Source organism: Nocardia sp. Tas62D01, from assembly GCF_055232035.1.
In genome coordinates, this window is record NZ_JBUYUZ010000001.1 from 1,048,512 (window position 1) to 1,064,181 (window position 15,670).

Genomic DNA, 15,670 nt, shown 5'->3' on the forward strand with positions numbered 1-15,670 from the left:
CACGAAGCATCGACGCCGTGCTGCCGTGCACGACGCGGCTGCCGTGCACGACGAACGAACCGGCGTCATGAGCCGACGAGACTGGTCGTTCACGGCGCTCGGCTTCACCGTGCTGTGGCGGGCCGTCGACCGCGATGTACTGCCGTACCCGTTGCAGTACCGGTCTACCGCGGAAACGGTCGCCGACTACGAAGCGGAGTGGAAGTCCGAAGCCGCCGGACTGCACCAGCGCTTCGACGAATCCATGTACGGCGCGCTGCGCGTGCTGGCCGAACCCGAAGCACGCATCGAGGTCGCCGGATTCCACCAAAAAGACAAGCTGCGCGTCCACGCCGCTCTGCACTATCGGCATGCTGTACTGCTGATACAGGAACCGACCTCGTCGCCGGAACATGGTGGGGCCGTGCGCATGTCGCTGATCGACGCGGCGGAGGTGAGCCATCGAGTCGTCGACCTGCTGCCAGGCGCCCCGCGCGGGTGCGAACCCGGCATAGAGATCTCCCGCCACGACCTCGACACCGAAGACGAGCGACCGTACCGCGTCGGAGCGCCGCCCCCGCCCCGCGCGCAAGCCGCACAGTTCTTCGAACGCCCCCGCGCCACCATCGCCCACGTCGCCGTGTACGCGGGCCCCGCATGGGACAACCGCCCCGCACCCGCCCGAGGCTTCCACGTGATGGACTATCCCGACGGCCGCTATCTCGTCCGCAGCGCAGGCACCATCAAGGCGATCCCGGTAGACACCACCGAAATACGGACGCAGCTCGAGCGGGTCGTGCAGGTCACTGTCGAGGGCTTTCGCGAAGAGAACGATCCTTAACCGGAGTACGCCACGCCCGAGGCGCTCGGTCGACCTCCCGCTGGTTACCGCCGCCCGCTCAGCGGCATGTTCGCGCATGGTGAAAGGCCGACATCATCTCTGCCAGTTGATCTTCGGGGTAGTTCGAGTCACTGTCGGCGCTTGATCGGGAGCCTTGCGGCGAGGAGTGTCGTTTAGTGGAGTTCCTCGACCAGCCCGATGATGATGCCGTCGGGGCCGCGGACGTAGCAGTACCGGTAGATGTCTTCGTATTGGGCTACCGTGCCCACGAGTTCGGCGCCATGGGCGCGCAGGCGGTCGAGGACGTCGTCGACGTCGTCGACGACGAACGTCAGGCGAGGGATGCCCGGGGTGTTCACCGGCGCCTTCGGCGCAGTGCTGGTGGTCGCTGGCGAGTGGAACGTCGAGAGCTCGACCCGGCCATGGCCGTCCGGAGTCCGTACGACGGCGATGTCTGCTCGGACGCCGTCCAGTCCGAGGAGGTCGTCGGCCCATTGGCCACCGACTGTTGCTTCGCCCTCCAGTTCCAGGCCCAGCTCGACGAAGAACGCGATAGCAGCCGCGAGATCCTCGACCACAATGCCGGCGTGATCCATCCGGTGGATCGTCATGATGTTCTCCTTGGGTTCGTTACGGCCCATTCTGGCCGGGTTGATCGGTTCAGGCGCGCTGACGCTCGGCCCGCTGCTGGATCAGCTCCTCGACCGCGGTGGGGAGGGTGTTTTCGAAGTCGATGAGTTTGACCCAGGTCGGGGTGATGATTATCCGGACCATGCCGTCGTAGAGCGAGCGGACCTCGGCCTCCCACTCGACGCGCTGCTCGGGCGTCATTTCGTAGCTGCCGTTCATCTGCAGGTACTCCTCCGGGATGCCGTCGACCACGTCCAGCTCCGCCCGGCCGCGGATGAGCAGGATCTTCGGCGGATGTACCTCGGTGTCGATCGTGAGCGCGACCTCGGGGTGGTGGCGCAGGGAGGGCAGCTTCGGGGCGTTCTTCGTGGTGCAGACGACGATCTGTGAGCCGTTCCAGGTGAAGGCGATCGGGACGTTGCGGGGTGTGCCGTCCTTGGCGACGTAGGCCATGCGGAGCAGGTCGCGAGCCAGGAGCTCCTGACTGATCGGGAGGTTCAGGATCGCGGTGATCTCGTTCGGTTGCATGGTGGTCGCTCCTTCGTCGGTGTCGTCGATGCCCGTTCGGCTGCTCGTACCCCTGGGACGGAGCCGCCCGAGCATTCTCGACATCCATGGCGCATGAATTTCCGGATTTTTTTCCGGACCCGATCATCGCGGCGCGTCGGAAGTCGGGTCACCGCACACAATTCCGGTTCAGCGACTCCGAGGGCAAATGAGGACCTGAGCGACGGTAGTCCGAGCGTCCCCGCGTGTCTGCCCTGCAGCCAGACACAACTGCCAACCCGCCCCCAGCTCCTCGACAAACCGCACGTTTGGTACCGGCGTCAGCCCCATCGAGAGCGTCAGCCGTTTTCGCTGGCTGTCAGTCGGGTGATCGTTCCGCCTCCTCCGGCGAGAACTCGGGACGGGCTCTAGCTGAACGCCAACTGCCGGCGCTCATCCGGAGCATCTCTCCCGGGCCGTCGGTCGCTGACCCGGCGACCTGTCCCCGAACCGGGTTGTCGACACCCTGAAAAACGGTTCCGCGCCTACGCGTCGACCGTGCTCTCGTCCGAGTCCTCCACCGACACCGCGTGGCGGCGCTCCCGCAAGACGTGACGGGCCGCCCAGTCCAGGCAGAAACCGAGTGTGCCGATGACGATGATCACTGCCATCACCTGGTCGTAGGCCAGTTGATCACGGGCGTTGAGAATCTGGTAGCCGAGCCCTGAGCGCACTCCGAGCATCTCGGCTGGAACCAGCACCACCCAGGCGATGCCGACACCGATACGCAGTCCCGTCTGCACATGATCGCGGATCGCGGGCAGTACCACCGCGGTGAGTTGTTCGGATCGGGTGGCGCCGAAAGACTTGGCCACCATCAGATGTCCTGGGTCGATCGCGTGCACCCCGGCGGCAGTGTTGATGACGATCGGCCATATCGCGGCCGCGGCTACGAGGAAGTAAACGGGTTCGTGCCCGATTCCGAAGAGCGCGACGGCGATCGGCGCCCAGGACAGCGGTGAGATCATGCGCAGGAACTGGACGAGCGGTAGCGTTGCCCGTTCCACGGTGACGTTGAGGCCGATCAGCAGCCCCAGCGGGATTCCCAGCACCGTCGCGATCAGCAGACCGACGAGTAGACGCCACATGCTTGCGGCGATATCCGGAAGGAGAACACCACGTTGAAAGAGCTCGACGAGAGCAGGCCCAACGTATTGGGGCGCGAATTCACCGATCAGTGAGTCACTACCCACCAGAACCGTCGTGGTCAGCCACCATAAGGAGACGGCGGCGACCGCGGCAACGGCGGGTGGCCAGAACGCACGGCTGCGACTGCCCGAGGGGGGTCGGTTGGTCACGTGGGATCCACTTCCTCTGTGCGGCTGAGATTGTGCGGCAGGCCGAATGCTTGGGGCCCGCCGTGGGTCGACAAGGCGTTACGCACAAATCTGTCGTCGACGAGTTCGGAATGCACCGTGGCCGGATCGAGCCGGCTCAGGAAAGTGCGATCCCCATCGACCACCGTGTCGTGCATGGCCTCGATGAGCGCCGCGGTGAAACTTGGGAACGGGAAGGGCTGGTATCCGATGCGCTGTGGTTCCCAGTCCCGGTGCCGAAGTTGATACTGGTCCGGTGGGTAGGTCAGTGCTTTCGTGATCGCCGGCACCGGTTGAGGGAGGTACTTGCCCAGGAGTGCTGCGGCGGACTTCCTGTCGCTGTCGATGCGTAGCTGTGCGGCCACGACCGAGTCGGTCAGGCTCTGCACCGCGGTGGGGCTCTTCTCGATGAGATCCTCGTGCACGAGCAGTGCGCAGCAGGCGTGGTCACGCCACACGTCGCCTAGAAAACTGTGAATCCGTCCTATTCCGGTTACTTCTGCGGCGGCGTTGAACGGATCGGCAACGGTGTAGGCGGCGATCGATCCATTCGCCAGAGCGGGGACCATGTCCGAGGGGCTCATCACGATCAGCTCGACGGTGTTCGCGGAGCGCGAGGCCGCCTGCCGAATCACCGGTCGCAGTCCGTGCGCGCGGAACATCTGCTGGATCACGATGTTGTGAATCGACCACCAGAAGGGGATGGCAACTTGTTGCCCGGCCAGCTGACTCAGATCCGTGACGTGTGGGGCCACGGTCAACGCCGAGCCGTTGGTGTGGTTCCAGCCGAGCACCCGGGCGGCACTGCCCACCGAGTACCGAAGCTGGACAGCAAGGGGCATCAGCAGATGCACAACATCGACCTGCCGCGTGATGAACGCCTCCGCGAGCGACGCCCAGCTACGGAACAGCACCGGTTTGGCCCCAGCGACCACGCCCTTCTCGTACAGGCCCGCCCCGTGAGCGACCAGAAGCGGCGCGGCGTCGGTGATCGGCAGGTACCCGACCCGCAACTGGCCGGTGGTGTTGGACCGGTCGGTACTCGCGGTCCGGGCGAGGTCGACGACACCGGCCACTCCGCCGGCTGCCGCGAGGCCGACTGCACCGCGCAACAGTGTGCGGCGATTCAGTAGTGAATGTTGCGGGGAAACGGTCATGCCGTCACGAGCGCGGCGTCGCGGTACTCGGACAGAATCTCACTGCGCAACCCGTCGGTGTGGCCGGGAGCGTTCCATTCACGGTGGAACTTTCCGTCTCTGCCCAGCAGTGCAATTCGGCTGCCGAGCGTAATTGCTTCGTCGATGTCGTGGGTGACGAGGACGGCCGTGAAACCGAGTTCGGCGGCGAGATCGCCGAGCCACTGCTGGAGATCACCGCGAATGGCCGGGTCGAGCGCGCTGAATGGCTCGTCCAGCAGCAGCAGCCGCGGACGAATGGAGACGGCACGGATCACTGCGACACGTTGCGCCTGGCCGCCCGACAGCTGATCCGGGTAGGAGTGTGCCACCGCCGACAGACCGAACCGCTCGACTAAATCGTCTGCGTAAGAGACATCGAAACGTTGCCGGTTTGCCGCAAATCGACCACCGAAAGCGATATTCTCCCGGACGGTGAGCCATGGCATGAGGAGCGGTTGCTGAAACATGACGCCGGTATGTGGACGCTCCCCGGCCTCCGAGTCGTTCCACTCGATCGTGCCCGAGTCGAGGTGATCGAGGCCGGCGATGACACGCAGAAGCGTCGACTTGCCGCTACCGCTGGTCCCGAGCACCACCAGGAACTCGGCGGGCGCGATGGAGAGGTCCACACCGCCCAGGACAGGTGTTCGATTGCCGGAGTAGGACTTGCGTCCCTGCTCTATTCGTACTGCGCTAGTTCCCAACGCAACTGACCCTCCGACGGAGACTGAATGGGAAGGAAGGCGGCCTCGCGGAACCGCCTGCTGGTACCACTGTGTGCGGCGTATCCCGCTCCTCCCCGCAGGGTGGACTCGAGCCGCGTGGCAGCGACGGCGACGAGGGACCCGTCGAGTCGGAGCTGAATGAGATCGCGAATCGGAATGTTGTCGATATCCTGCGCAAACCGCTGAAGTCGGGACCGCAGCGATTCGTAGTCGGAAGCAAGGGAACGGTATTCACCGATGAACTGTTCACCGAGGCCTGTGAGGAGGGCTTGTGCCTCCGAGAGCGCGGTGCGGGAGATCCCACTGCAGAAGGATGACTGCAGCAACAAGAATACCGGTCGGATCCCCTTGACGAACCCGACGAGATCGGTGCTCACAATGTCTTCGGCAGGGACACGTACACGGTCCAGCGTCAAAGAGGTGGAGGCGGTCGCACCGAGAGCCATGAGATCCGGTGCGGTATTGATTTTCACCCCCGGACTGTCCGCGGACACCACGGCCACGAATGTGTCGCCGCCCTCGGTGCGTGCGGGGACAACAATCAGCGAATCACCGAAAACGTTGGAGGCCCAGCGGATCGGGCCCGAGACCTCGATCCCACCGTTGTACGGAGTGGCGATCAGTGGGGTCTCGCCGAGGCCGGCCACCTGCTGCAGTCCGGCCGCCATCGCGGTGACGCCGATCCGCTCGCCGCTTTCGAGCGCGCCACGGTATCTGTCTCGCAGCGCTTTCGGTGCTCGATCGACGTACTCGAGGGTCATTCGATGAGCCCACGTGGAGAAACCGGCCGCGAGGCTCTCCGCGGACACGTCCTCGATGACAACGACCATCTGCTCGATCCCCGAAGAATCCAGACCGAGTCCGAGCAGACCTGCATCGCCGAGCGTTGCGATGTCCTCGCGAACATCGGACTCGCCACGGTCGAGCACGGCGGCTCGACTGCGAATACATTCTGTAATGCGTTGTCGCTCTGACTTATTCGATGGTGCGATGGTCGCGGTCATGTCGGATTATCCTTCGAGTGCGTGAATGCGGTCGACGGGAGTGCTGACGGCCTCACGGGCACGGAAGACGGCGGCCTCGTCGGGAGCGTCGTAGAAGCAAAGGCACTTGCCCATGTCCTCGCGGACGTAGGTCCGCAGGAAACTCACCTCGGGGACGTTCGCATACTTGGGGGCGTTGGCCTTCTTACGTGCGAGGTACGAGTCCATGTCGAGTTCGGCGGGCAGATCCCATTCGACGAGGTAGCCGGCCTCGGGCCGGGCCGCCTTGATCTGCTCGAGATCGGCGCCCACGAGACGGACCTCGTTGGGTCCGTCGACCTCATCCACACCGAGGCTGTCTGCAGAGAGCTGCGGAGCCTTGCAGGAAGCGAACTCGGTGACGGCGAAGATGCGCTCACCACCGGTGGTGACCTGGGTTTCGATCAGTTCCCCGCCTGCGGTCGCGGTCTGGGTGTCCAGTTCCTTGATCGTCAGCGCGGCCTGGTCGCGCTTGTCGGCGGCGGGCACGAGTTCGTACAGGTACAGCGACATGAGTCACCTTCCGGAGGAGATATGAGCGGCGCACGCCGCGGACGACCTCTGATCCGTTTGTAGATCGGGTTCGCGGGTTCAGACGTGCAGGAGGTGCTGAGAACTCAGCAGCAGATGTGACGACACGCAGCACCGGCGACGCGCACGAGATCTACGTGCAGACGTCGGGTGAGGAGGCGGCGGGTCACGGCCACGACACTAACAGTAGACAGATCGGTCTGTCTATCCACGGATTCCGTTACTCTGGTCTCGTGCCCGTTTCCCAGACACAGCGGTCCCGAGCGATCGATACCAAGCCATCGGGTCCCCGTCCGAGCCCCGCCGATCGCTTGCTCGATACCGCGACCACGCTTTTTGCCGCCAACGGAATCCGCGCAGTGGGTATCGACCGCATTCTCGGTGACGCCGGGGTGGCACGGGCCAGCCTGTATTCGTCCTTCGGTTCGAAAGAAGGCCTCGTCATCGCGTACCTGGAACGACTGGACCGTCGCGACCGTGCGCGCTGGGAAAGCGCGGTCGCGAGCCTCGACGATCCCGTCGCGAAGGTACTGGCGTTCTTCGACCTCGCCATCGCGTCGGCGCCGGTGCGCAACTTCCGCGGATGCCAGTACGTGAATGCCGCTACCGAGTTTCCGGACCAGGAACTGGAGCCTGTTCGCGATCATCGCGCCTGGGTGCTCCGGACGATGACCCAGCTTCTCACTGCGGCGTCAATCGACGATCCCGAAATGCTCGCCCGGCACATCCAACTTCTCTATGACGGAGCCCTCGCCGGATCGAAGGTCGAACGCTCGGAAAACCCCATCCGGCTCGGACGCGACCTGGCTGCCGCGGCAGTGCTCCGGCAAGGTCGTGATGCGGGGCTGTTGACCTGCGAGTTCGGGTGTGTTGTTGAGCGCGGGCACAGCAACGTTCGGTGATGATCGTGGTTCGTCGAACCGGCTCTCAGCACCTTGACGACCGTGCCCTGCATCGGCGCCACCACCTCGTCACTGTCGACCCTGCTGGCTCGCAGACCAGATACCACACCGAAAAGCGCCGTAGCTCCGTGCGATCGAGCTATAAACGCTGCGGAAATGCTTGTGCCAGGATCTCCGCGCTGATCAGGAAGAATTTGCTATGTCGATGAGCGAAGAGATATCGCGCTGGCGCTACCGTGCTGATGAAGCCAAGGCTGGCCGACTCTATCTGGACCGCGCGGCCGCAGACGGCTGCCGCGATGCTTGTAATCGTCGGATCGATCTCTATGTCACCCTCCGCGAAGACCTGAAGATGGCCCGAGTAACTGGACTCGGCAAGTTCGACTGCTCCGACGAGCTTGCCAAGATGATGGGGAACAAGGCAATCGGTGGCGAAGCGCCGTGAGCAACGTGCGTATGAGGAGAAATAGTCCCACCCCCGCGATCCGAGAAGCCGACCGCGACTGTCGCCTGCCAGGATGAACGGGGACCCCGGCGTCGGCCTCTTCCGGGAAAATTGGTTCATCTACATTGCTGTTCCCAAGTCGGAGGGCAGATGTAAGTAACGAGGGCTCCCCGGCCCGCAGCAGCCGATCCAGTGATCCTGGTCAGTGCATCCGACGCGCGGCGGGTACCGGGTGCAGGGGAGGGCCGGGGATCACGGAGTTCTCGATGGAGCCGAGGCCGTCGACCATCATCGTCACGGTGTCGCCGACGACGAGAGGTGGGGGCACGCGTTCGCCGCCGTTGCGGCCCCAGAGTTCTACCAGGCAGCCGCTGGCGCAGGTTCCGGAGCCGAGGATGTCGGCGGTTCGGACTTCGGTCCCGCGGCTGGCGTAGGCGATCACCTCAGGGAAGGACCAGGCCGCGTTGGCGAGGGAGTCCTTTCCGATGGATGTGCTGTTGACCGATACCGACATGGTGAGGTCGAATCGGTCGCCCTGGCGGTAGGGCTCGAGCTCGTCCGGTGTCACGAGATACGGCCCGAGTGTGGAGGCGGTGTCTTTGCCTTTCGCCGGGCCGAGGCCGATACGCATCTCGTGCACTTGCACATCGCGTGCTGACCAGTCATTGAAGATGCTGTAGCCGGCGATGTGCCCTTCGGCTTCCTCGACTGGCAGGTTGTAGCCGTCACGGCCGATGATGGCGGCGACTTCCAGTTCGAAGTCGAAGACGGTGCAGCCGGGTGGCATCGGGACCGGGTCGTGTGGCCCGATCAGCGCGTAGGGGTTGGTGAAGTAGAACGTCGGTATCTCGTACCACTCGGGCGGGACCGCGGGCTCGCGGATGCCGTGGAAGGAGCCCTCGACGTGTTGCTCGAAGGTGATGAAGTCCCGGATGGACGTCGTACGGACGGGTGGTAGAAGGCGTTGTCCGGCAAGCGTTATCGGCACCGCGCACCTGCTGAGGACTTCCCCCTCGCTCGGTCTGGCGGCCAGTAGTTCGAACAGGTCGGTGCCGGCCGGGAGCGGGTGCAGGCGGTCCCCGCGCACGAGCGCCTGCCGGTACCGGCCATCGAGTTGCAGAGCGGCGAATTTCATCAGTTCTCCTCGGGGTCGTCGATGATGGCTACCGCGCGGGTCCAGCCCGCGGAGGCGGCGTGGATCTTGTGTGGGAAACACGAGATGCGGAATCCGTTGGCGGGCAACGCTTCCAGGTTGTGCAGTTTTTCGATGTGGCAGTAGCCGATTTCCCGCCCGGCCTTGTGGCCTTCCCAGATGATCGAGCCGTCACCGGTTTCGGCGTATCGGCGGGCCGTGTAGGTGAATGGCGCGTCCCAGCTCCACGCGTCGGTGCCGGTGACGCGGATGCCCTGGCGGAGCAGGTGCAGGGTGGCGTCTCGGCCCATGCCGCAGCCGCGGGCGAGGTAGTCGTCCTCGCCGTAGCGATCGCCCGCGCTGGTGTTGACCACGACGATCTCCAGCGGGCTGAGGGTGTGCCCGATCCGCTCGAGTTCGGCGTCGATGTCATCGGGTGTGACCACGTAACCGTCGGGCAAATTCCGTAAGTCGAGTTTCACGCCGGGCTGGAAGCACCATTCCAGCGGCACTTCATCGATGGTGATCGCGCGCTGGCCGTTGTCCATGGTGGATGCGTAGTGGTATGGCGCGTCCATATGCGTGCCGCAGTGGGTGGTCAACCGCACCCACTCGAGTGCCCAGCCCTCACCGTCCGGCAGTACCTCGGGCCCGGCGCCGGGGAACATGCCGAGCAGATCGGGCACGGTGTCCTGATGGTTGAGGTATTGGATCTCCGGGCCCGCGCCGAGCCCGGTGGCGCTGGCCAGTGCGCCGAGCGTCAGCGGTGCGAAGGCGGCCACGCCGCGGCCGACGTTGAAGCAGAATCCGGCGCCGGTCGCGCGTACCCGGGTCGGGAACAGTTCGCCGAGGTAGGCGCCGAAGATTCCGGTGAAGGCGGCGAAGAAGGCGAATAGTGGTCCCAGCCAGAGCAGTGCGGTGCGGTCGGCGGCGACCACGTAGAGCGGCAGGGTCACGGCGACGCCTGCTAGTGAAAGGAGCAGTGCGTGTTTGCGGCCGATCCAGTCGGCGATCAGTCCGAATACGTTGTAGCCGAGGAACATTCCGAGGTTCAGTACGGTCATGAACATGCTGACCGTCGCCGTCGGGATGCCGCGATCGGTGTGCAGGTAGGTCGGCAGCCAGGTCGAACCGCCCCACCATCCGAACAGCGCCAACCCGGCGACGGTTGCGCCGAGCAGAGTCTGCCGCCGCAGTTCGGGAGAGAAGATCTCCGTCACCCGCACCGGTGTGCTCTTCTGCTCGGCCCATTCGGCGGACTCGCTGAAGAACAGGCCGACGATCAGCATCGGCACCACTACGCCCACTCCGGCCAGGAAGAACAGCAGCCGCCAGTTCGGCAGCAGCGCACCGGCTAGCAATGCGGCGACCGCCCCGCCGGCGGGGAACGAACTCAGTACGAAGGCGGCCGCCCGGCCCCGCTGGGCAACGGGCCAGGTCTCGACCACGTACGTCGACACTGCACCCCAACACCGCCGAGGCCGAGCCCGGCAACGAAGCGCAGCACCAGGAACACCGCGAAGTTCGGCACCACCGCGAGCGCCATGGTGAAGATTCCGAATACCGCGAGTGAGAGCAGCAATGCCCGCTTGCCGCCGTAGTTGTCCGCGGGCCAGCCGACGGTCACGCTGCTGACGCCGATTCCGAGCAGTGTCGCCATCGCGAGCAGGCCGCCCTGTCGCGGTGAGCCCGAACTCGGCGCGGATGTCGGGTAGGGATAGTGACAGCAGCAAGATCTCCAGCGCGTCGAACATGTAGGCCACAAATGCTCCTGCGAGCACTACCCACTTGACGGAAGCTCTCATGTCAACCAGTCCCTCTGGTGAATCCAGCGTGTCACACCTGACTAACTGTACGTACGTACAGTGGAGGTGTGCAAGAGTGGATTCATCGGTGCCGACAGGAAGGATATGCACGGTGACCAGTGATGGCGGACGCCGTACGGCGATCCTGCGCGCCGCCGAAAAGGTGTTCGCGCAGGACGGATACCATGGGACAACGATGCGTCAGATCGCCCTGGAGGCGGGGGTCAACCTTTCTTTGGTGGTGTATCACTTCACGACGAAGCTGGAGCTGTACGTCGCGATCTTCGAAAACCGGCAGTACGTCAACCAGGACCGCCTCGACCGCCTCGCGGCCATTCCCGACCTGCACGCCGAGGATGCGGTGGAGCAGATCGTGCACGCCTTCACCGATCCCGTACTCGCGTTGCACGACGACCCGGATAACGTCTGGTTCGCCCGGCTGGTGCTGCGCGAGGGTGCCGACCCGTCGAGTCAGCAACGGCCGGTAATCAGTGAGTTGTTCGACCCGATGGCGCGCGAGTTCATCGCGGCGCTGCGCGAAGCGCTACCCGGCAAACTCGATGGCTTCTACCACTGGGCCTACCTGTTCTCGGTGGGCGCACTGACCGAGAGCGCCTTCGACGACCGGGTACGCGACCTGACAGACAAGCCGTTTGCCGAGCATAAGCACGAAATCCTGCGCTCCTACATCATCGCGGCGCTGCGGCACGGCTGAATCGTGCGCCCAGTCCCGGCACGTGTGACCGCCCGGTGAAAAGGCAGCACGGTAGGCAGGCCCTTCACCGTGGTCTCGGCGAGTGCCGGGAGTATTACCGCGGAGGTCAGTGGCGTCGACCTCCGCACCGGCCTCCAGCAGGGCACGCGCGGCCTCGGGCCGGTCGGTTTGGGCCGCCGCGTGCAGTGGCGTCAATCCATTGCGGTCGCGGGCGCGGATGTTCGAGCCGATCGACAGCAGGGCATTGATGAGTTCGTCCTGCAATGGGAAGTGTGCGTCGAAGACGGCGTAGTGCAACGGAATTCGCTCGGCGCTATCACCCAACGTCGTCCCGACTGTCCCGGCTAGACCGCCTTCGGTCGCTGCGTGGCGAGCTGCCCAACTCGCTGACGAGTCACACCGATGATCTCGGCAACGTCGGACTCCGGAACGTCTTCACGCCGAAGGTCATTCACAAGCGACCGCTGCGCCTGCGCGAGTTCATCCGAGACTTGCTCCATGGTGGCCTTGAGTTCGGCAATGCGCACCGCCCTGGCCTGTACGTCGTGTACGTCTCCGAAGTCGTCTACGACCAGTTCGGACTCAACGGTCGACAAGGGAACATCGAGCTTCGCGGCAATGATGGTGCGTGCCTCGTAGCCAACATCGGTGAGGTGGCGTGCCTGTCCGCACGGATCTTGCCCGTACACGCCGGGAATGGTGATTTCCCACCACTTCCCGACGCGGCTCGTGTGGATTTTGTAGGACGAAGCGGCAGCTGATCGACGGGATCCGGTGGCGCACCCGAGTCGGTTCGCCGTGGCGGGACGTTCCGCCGCAGTACGGGTCGTGGCAGGCCGTCTACGGCCTGTTCCGGCGCTGGCAGCGCGCCGGGAGCTGGGTTGTCATCCTGAAAATGCTGCAATCGTTCGCCGAGGCCGCAGACCGCATCGTCTGGCAGGTCAGCGTGGATTCCACGATCATGCGGGCTCATCAACATGCCGCAGGGGCACGCCGCAGCGGTGACCAGCAGATCGAACCACCCGGCGGAGCCGATGACGAACCTGACGATCACGCATTGGGCCGTTCGCGGGGCGGGTAGACGACCAAACTGCATCTGGCCTGCGAACAAGGACTCAAACCGCTGGCTGTGGTGCTCACCGGCGGACAGGCCGGCGACAGTCCGCAGTTCACCACGGTGCTCGAAGCCATCCGCGTCCCGCGACTCGGACGTGGCAGGCCACAACACTGTTGCCGCGACCGCCGCACCGGTAGCAGGCGGTGGCCACGATTCGACTAACGGCGGAGCGGCCGCGTTGGGGGCAAACACGATATCGCCAGCAGTGCCGCTGATGCTTCGATGCGGAGCAGGTAAGCCTCTGCGGGGTAGTTCGCGGCGCAGATGCCGGTAGACCGACTCCACGGTGAAATCGGGCAGGCCAACAGGATCGCCCTCGGTCAGCAGATCAATCAGTGCACCGGTGAATGCGGTATGCCGTTCACCTTCAGGTGCCAACGCTTGCTCGGTAGCCGACGCGGCCGCAAGCAGATACGTGCCTCCGGACGAGGCAAGTTCGAACGCAATCGCTGGTGGACTGTTGAACGACCCGCGAGCACGTCCAGCGAAACAGCAGTCGAGCACCACGAGAACCGATCGTGCGCGGCAGGTGCTGAGAACGTCGCGAATCGCTTGGTATGAAAGAGCCTTGAAGGCGAGACTGACAAAATCGTCATCGGTGGCCGCAGTTGCCAGGTAGAGCTCGTTCCCCGGGCTCACCAGTCCATGACCGATGTAGTAGAACACGAACACGTCTGTGGCCGCCTCGACGGACTCGTTGAGTGCCTGGCCGAAGACGATCGGATCGGCCGGGTCGACGAGCGTGCGCAGGTTCTCAGCAGCCAGCCCGCACCGGCCAACGAGCAACTGCCCCAAGTCCTCTACGGTATCGGCGATGGCAGCAACATCCGGAAGTCGTGAGCCATCCACATAGGAACCGGCACCGACGACAAGTACCCGAGCACCGGATGACTGCAAGGCGAGACGCCTTGTCGTTTCCGCCGGGTCAGAGGTCATTGCCAGGGGTCTCCCCGAGCTGCCGAGCGAGATCGACAGTGGTGGCATTGATCTCAGCAGCAGAGAGCTGCCGGATGTTCTCCGCGTGATACTCGAGGACCGATCCGTCGGACCTGGTGACTCGTACCGAGACGGTGCCGGTACGCCTCCGGATCTACGCTATCAGCACCGTCGACATCGCGGTCGCAGTGACAGTGATCGCTCCACCGGAACCAAGCGCCACGGTCAACGCATCGACGACAGCACCAAGCTTGCCGGGTTCCGTTGATACTGTGACCAACTCGACGCGCCCGCGCAACGTGTCCTCGGCGATCATCCACTCACGCAGCCCCCGCAATTCGTCAGCTGACGAATCAGCATCGACTCGGACCATGATGTCCACTTGGCGCCTCCCCGTCACGACTACTACAGATATTCGCACGTAGTCGAGAACCACACAGCCCAAACCGTGCCAGCACATCTCGAGCGTCCTCACATCTATCCTCTGCCTCGAATCGGCTACGTAGCACCGCAGTTCAGGTTCTTCCGACTTGTGACGTTCCCTCACTTTCTGGAGAGCTCTAACCCATGGTCCGACTGAGTCAGAAGGCTCATCTGGACGGGCAAGCCGTTGGCCAAGTGGTGGATCGTCTTCGCGCTGGCGTTGGCCGCCCCAGTGACGTGGTTTCCACGGACGACACCTGACCGTCGGCTGACCATCGTTCGTGTCGCAAACGGTCGACCGCCATGGAGGCGGACTGAGCTCATGCACCTGACCGCATCATGCGACACCACCACCGGCTTCCGATACGCCGCCAGGCCGAGCCGGTTGACGGCTGCGATGTGGTGTCGACCGGGCGTTCGAGCAGCTTGCCTGTATGGAACAGTGTCCGGCGCGGACGAGGGCGACGAGTACGGGGACGTTGACCTTGCGTTAACCTGCCTGGGCGGCTCGATCCGCTTGTAGGCCATGACGATTCCGGTCGTGCAGGAGTCGGGCACCTCGGGGATCTTGGTCCGCAAGCGCACGGACGCGAACGTTGATTTGATCGTCAGTGGTGCGTAGTGGATCCAGTGCTCTTGTCGAGACTTCATCGGGTCGAGCGCACAGTATGCCCGACCGACTGTATCCACTGTACTGTTGGCAATGAATTTCCAACTGGCACAGTTGGTCTGCGCTGGGCGGCCCGAATTGAAGGAGATACAAGGGTGACGAACGAGCTGGCAGTGTCTCGTCGACGGTTGTCTGCGGGTGGCCTTTTCCGCGCCGGCGCCGCGGTCGCCGCTACCGCGGTGGCTGCCGTTGCCGTGTCGATGTCCGGCGCCGGCGTGGCGAATGCTGCTGTTCCGGTGGACCCGTCGGGCTATCTGTCCAACGGCACGGTGTATTTCAGCTACAGCAACATGGCCAACTGCGCCATCGAGTCGAACGGCAACGTCGGCTGCGATTCGATCGGCGCGCCGATCACCTGGTTCGGCATCCCGGTCACCAACGTCTCGATCGATCTACCGTTCCTGCCCGCCCACCCGGCCCTCGGCCCGCTCGGCACGCACGGGCAGCCCGGCAGCCCCCAACTCAGCGGCACCAGCCCCGGCCCCGGCCAGGCCTACGGCCAGGACGGCAGCATCACCTACGCGGGGACCACCTGCGTCGTGGGCAGCATGCGCGCCGAGGTTTCCTGCACCGCGAAAAGCCACAGCTTCGGCTTCGGCTTCTCCAACAACTTCAACTGACGATCCCGGGCCGCACCGCGTGTACCCCGTACCGGGGCAGTATTCATCACGCCGGGAAGGCCTTTCGCCCCTCATCGGAGGTCGAATCCGGTGAGGGGCGTTTTTGGAGTTACTGTGAAGTCCTGCGTATTGGCAAG

Annotated in this window: 18 protein-coding genes and 4 pseudogenes; 7 read left to right on the forward strand and 15 right to left on the reverse strand. The window is 64.3% G+C overall.

All coding sequences use genetic code 11. The annotated features are described in order from the left end of the window. Positions 1-25: 25 nt before the first annotated feature. Positions 26-820: an ESX secretion-associated protein EspG gene (locus ACV7NQ_RS05115; protein WP_463358555.1), complete on the forward strand. Its 795-nt coding sequence runs from the start codon at positions 26-28 to the stop codon at positions 818-820. Between the two features lie 173 nt (positions 821-993). Here ACV7NQ_RS05115 and ACV7NQ_RS05120 read toward each other — a convergent pair whose 3' ends face one another. The 8 genes from ACV7NQ_RS05120 to ACV7NQ_RS05155 all read right to left on the reverse strand — a co-directional run bounded on the left by ACV7NQ_RS05120 (position 994) and on the right by ACV7NQ_RS05155 (position 6,980). After that, entirely contained in the window at positions 994-1,431 is a 438-nt protein-coding gene (locus ACV7NQ_RS05120; protein WP_463358556.1) for a VOC family protein, read from the reverse strand. Between the two features lie 49 nt (positions 1,432-1,480). Further along, complete coding sequence (locus ACV7NQ_RS05125) at positions 1,481-1,978, reverse strand: pyridoxamine 5'-phosphate oxidase family protein (RefSeq protein WP_463358557.1); 498 nt, start codon at positions 1,976-1,978, stop codon at positions 1,481-1,483. A gap of 503 nt (positions 1,979-2,481) precedes the next feature. After that, a complete protein-coding gene (locus tag ACV7NQ_RS05130; protein ID WP_463358558.1) occupies positions 2,482-3,294 on the reverse strand; it encodes an ABC transporter permease in 813 nt (270 codons plus the stop codon). Further along, positions 3,291-4,469: an ABC transporter substrate-binding protein gene (locus ACV7NQ_RS05135; protein ID WP_463358559.1), complete on the reverse strand. Its 1,179-nt coding sequence runs from the start codon at positions 4,467-4,469 to the stop codon at positions 3,291-3,293. Before ACV7NQ_RS05135 ends, ACV7NQ_RS05130 begins: the two co-directional genes overlap by 4 nt. Continuing rightward, complete coding sequence (locus ACV7NQ_RS05140; protein WP_463358560.1) at positions 4,466-5,194, reverse strand: ABC transporter ATP-binding protein; 729 nt, start codon at positions 5,192-5,194, stop codon at positions 4,466-4,468. The genes ACV7NQ_RS05135 and ACV7NQ_RS05140 overlap by 4 nt, the downstream gene beginning before the upstream one ends. Beyond that, positions 5,170-6,219, reverse strand: a complete 1,050-nt coding sequence (locus ACV7NQ_RS05145; RefSeq protein WP_463358561.1) for an acyl-CoA dehydrogenase family protein — start codon at positions 6,217-6,219, stop codon at positions 5,170-5,172. The genes ACV7NQ_RS05140 and ACV7NQ_RS05145 overlap by 25 nt, the downstream gene beginning before the upstream one ends. 6 nt (positions 6,220-6,225) lie before the next feature. Beyond that, entirely contained in the window at positions 6,226-6,750 is a 525-nt protein-coding gene (locus ACV7NQ_RS05150; protein WP_463358562.1) for a DUF4242 domain-containing protein, read from the reverse strand. A gap of 104 nt (positions 6,751-6,854) precedes the next feature. Continuing rightward, positions 6,855-6,980, reverse strand: coding sequence for a putative leader peptide (locus ACV7NQ_RS05155; RefSeq protein ID WP_463358563.1), 126 nt, complete (start codon positions 6,978-6,980; stop codon positions 6,855-6,857). A gap of 54 nt (positions 6,981-7,034) precedes the next feature. Here ACV7NQ_RS05155 and ACV7NQ_RS05160 point away from each other — a divergent pair, with 54 nt between their 5' ends. Next, positions 7,035-7,670: a TetR/AcrR family transcriptional regulator gene (locus ACV7NQ_RS05160; protein ID WP_463365548.1), complete on the forward strand. Its 636-nt coding sequence runs from the start codon at positions 7,035-7,037 to the stop codon at positions 7,668-7,670. Between the two features lie 199 nt (positions 7,671-7,869). Beyond that, the gene (locus tag ACV7NQ_RS05165) at positions 7,870-8,115 is read left to right on the forward strand and encodes a hypothetical protein (RefSeq protein ID WP_463358564.1); all 246 of its coding nucleotides are present in this window, start codon (positions 7,870-7,872) and stop codon (positions 8,113-8,115) included. Positions 8,116-8,317: 202 nt separating this feature from the next. On the opposite strand, the gene ACV7NQ_RS05170 is transcribed toward ACV7NQ_RS05165, so the two are convergent. The 3 genes and pseudogenes from ACV7NQ_RS05170 to ACV7NQ_RS05180 form a co-directional block, all read right to left on the reverse strand. Then, complete coding sequence (locus ACV7NQ_RS05170; protein WP_463358565.1) at positions 8,318-9,250, reverse strand: fumarylacetoacetate hydrolase family protein; 933 nt, start codon at positions 9,248-9,250, stop codon at positions 8,318-8,320. After that, positions 9,250-9,915, reverse strand: coding sequence for a cyclase family protein (locus ACV7NQ_RS05175; protein ID WP_463365549.1), 666 nt, complete (start codon positions 9,913-9,915; stop codon positions 9,250-9,252). The genes ACV7NQ_RS05170 and ACV7NQ_RS05175 overlap by 1 nt, the downstream gene beginning before the upstream one ends. Before the next feature lie 156 nt (positions 9,916-10,071). After that, positions 10,072-10,907, reverse strand: a pseudogene (locus ACV7NQ_RS05180) (MFS transporter); the annotation flags it as partial. A 257-nt stretch (positions 10,908-11,164) separates the two neighbouring features. Here ACV7NQ_RS05180 and ACV7NQ_RS05185 point away from each other — a divergent pair. Further along, a complete protein-coding gene (locus tag ACV7NQ_RS05185; RefSeq protein ID WP_463358566.1) occupies positions 11,165-11,767 on the forward strand; it encodes a TetR/AcrR family transcriptional regulator in 603 nt (200 codons plus the stop codon). 147 nt (positions 11,768-11,914) lie between these two features. Here the strand turns inward: ACV7NQ_RS05185 and ACV7NQ_RS05190 are convergent. Both ACV7NQ_RS05190 and ACV7NQ_RS05195 read right to left on the reverse strand, forming a co-directional pair. Next, a pseudogene (locus ACV7NQ_RS05190) lies at positions 11,915-12,091 on the reverse strand (ankyrin repeat domain-containing protein); the annotation flags it as partial. A 20-nt stretch (positions 12,092-12,111) separates the two neighbouring features. Further along, complete coding sequence (locus tag ACV7NQ_RS05195) at positions 12,112-12,456, reverse strand: hypothetical protein (RefSeq protein ID WP_463366092.1); 345 nt, start codon at positions 12,454-12,456, stop codon at positions 12,112-12,114. 29 nt (positions 12,457-12,485) lie between these two features. Here ACV7NQ_RS05195 and ACV7NQ_RS05200 point away from each other — a divergent pair. Both ACV7NQ_RS05200 and ACV7NQ_RS05205 read left to right on the forward strand, forming a co-directional pair. Then, a pseudogene (locus ACV7NQ_RS05200) lies at positions 12,486-12,638 on the forward strand (transposase); the annotation flags it as partial. Positions 12,639-12,662: 24 nt separating this feature from the next. Beyond that, positions 12,663-12,848 (forward strand): hypothetical protein, encoded by a 186-nt coding sequence (locus tag ACV7NQ_RS05205; RefSeq protein ID WP_463366093.1) that lies wholly within the window; start codon positions 12,663-12,665, stop codon positions 12,846-12,848. Between the two features lie 339 nt (positions 12,849-13,187). Here ACV7NQ_RS05205 and ACV7NQ_RS05210 read toward each other — a convergent pair. Continuing rightward, positions 13,188-13,868, reverse strand: a pseudogene (locus tag ACV7NQ_RS05210) (caspase family protein); the annotation flags it as partial. 106 nt (positions 13,869-13,974) lie between these two features. Further along, positions 13,975-14,193: an effector-associated constant component EACC1 gene (locus tag ACV7NQ_RS05215; RefSeq protein ID WP_463358567.1), complete on the reverse strand. Its 219-nt coding sequence runs from the start codon at positions 14,191-14,193 to the stop codon at positions 13,975-13,977. Between the two features lie 815 nt (positions 14,194-15,008). Between ACV7NQ_RS05215 and ACV7NQ_RS05220 the strand changes: the two genes are divergently transcribed. Beyond that, positions 15,009-15,533, forward strand: coding sequence for a hypothetical protein (locus ACV7NQ_RS05220; protein ID WP_463358568.1), 525 nt, complete (start codon positions 15,009-15,011; stop codon positions 15,531-15,533). Positions 15,534-15,670 lie beyond the last annotated feature (137 nt).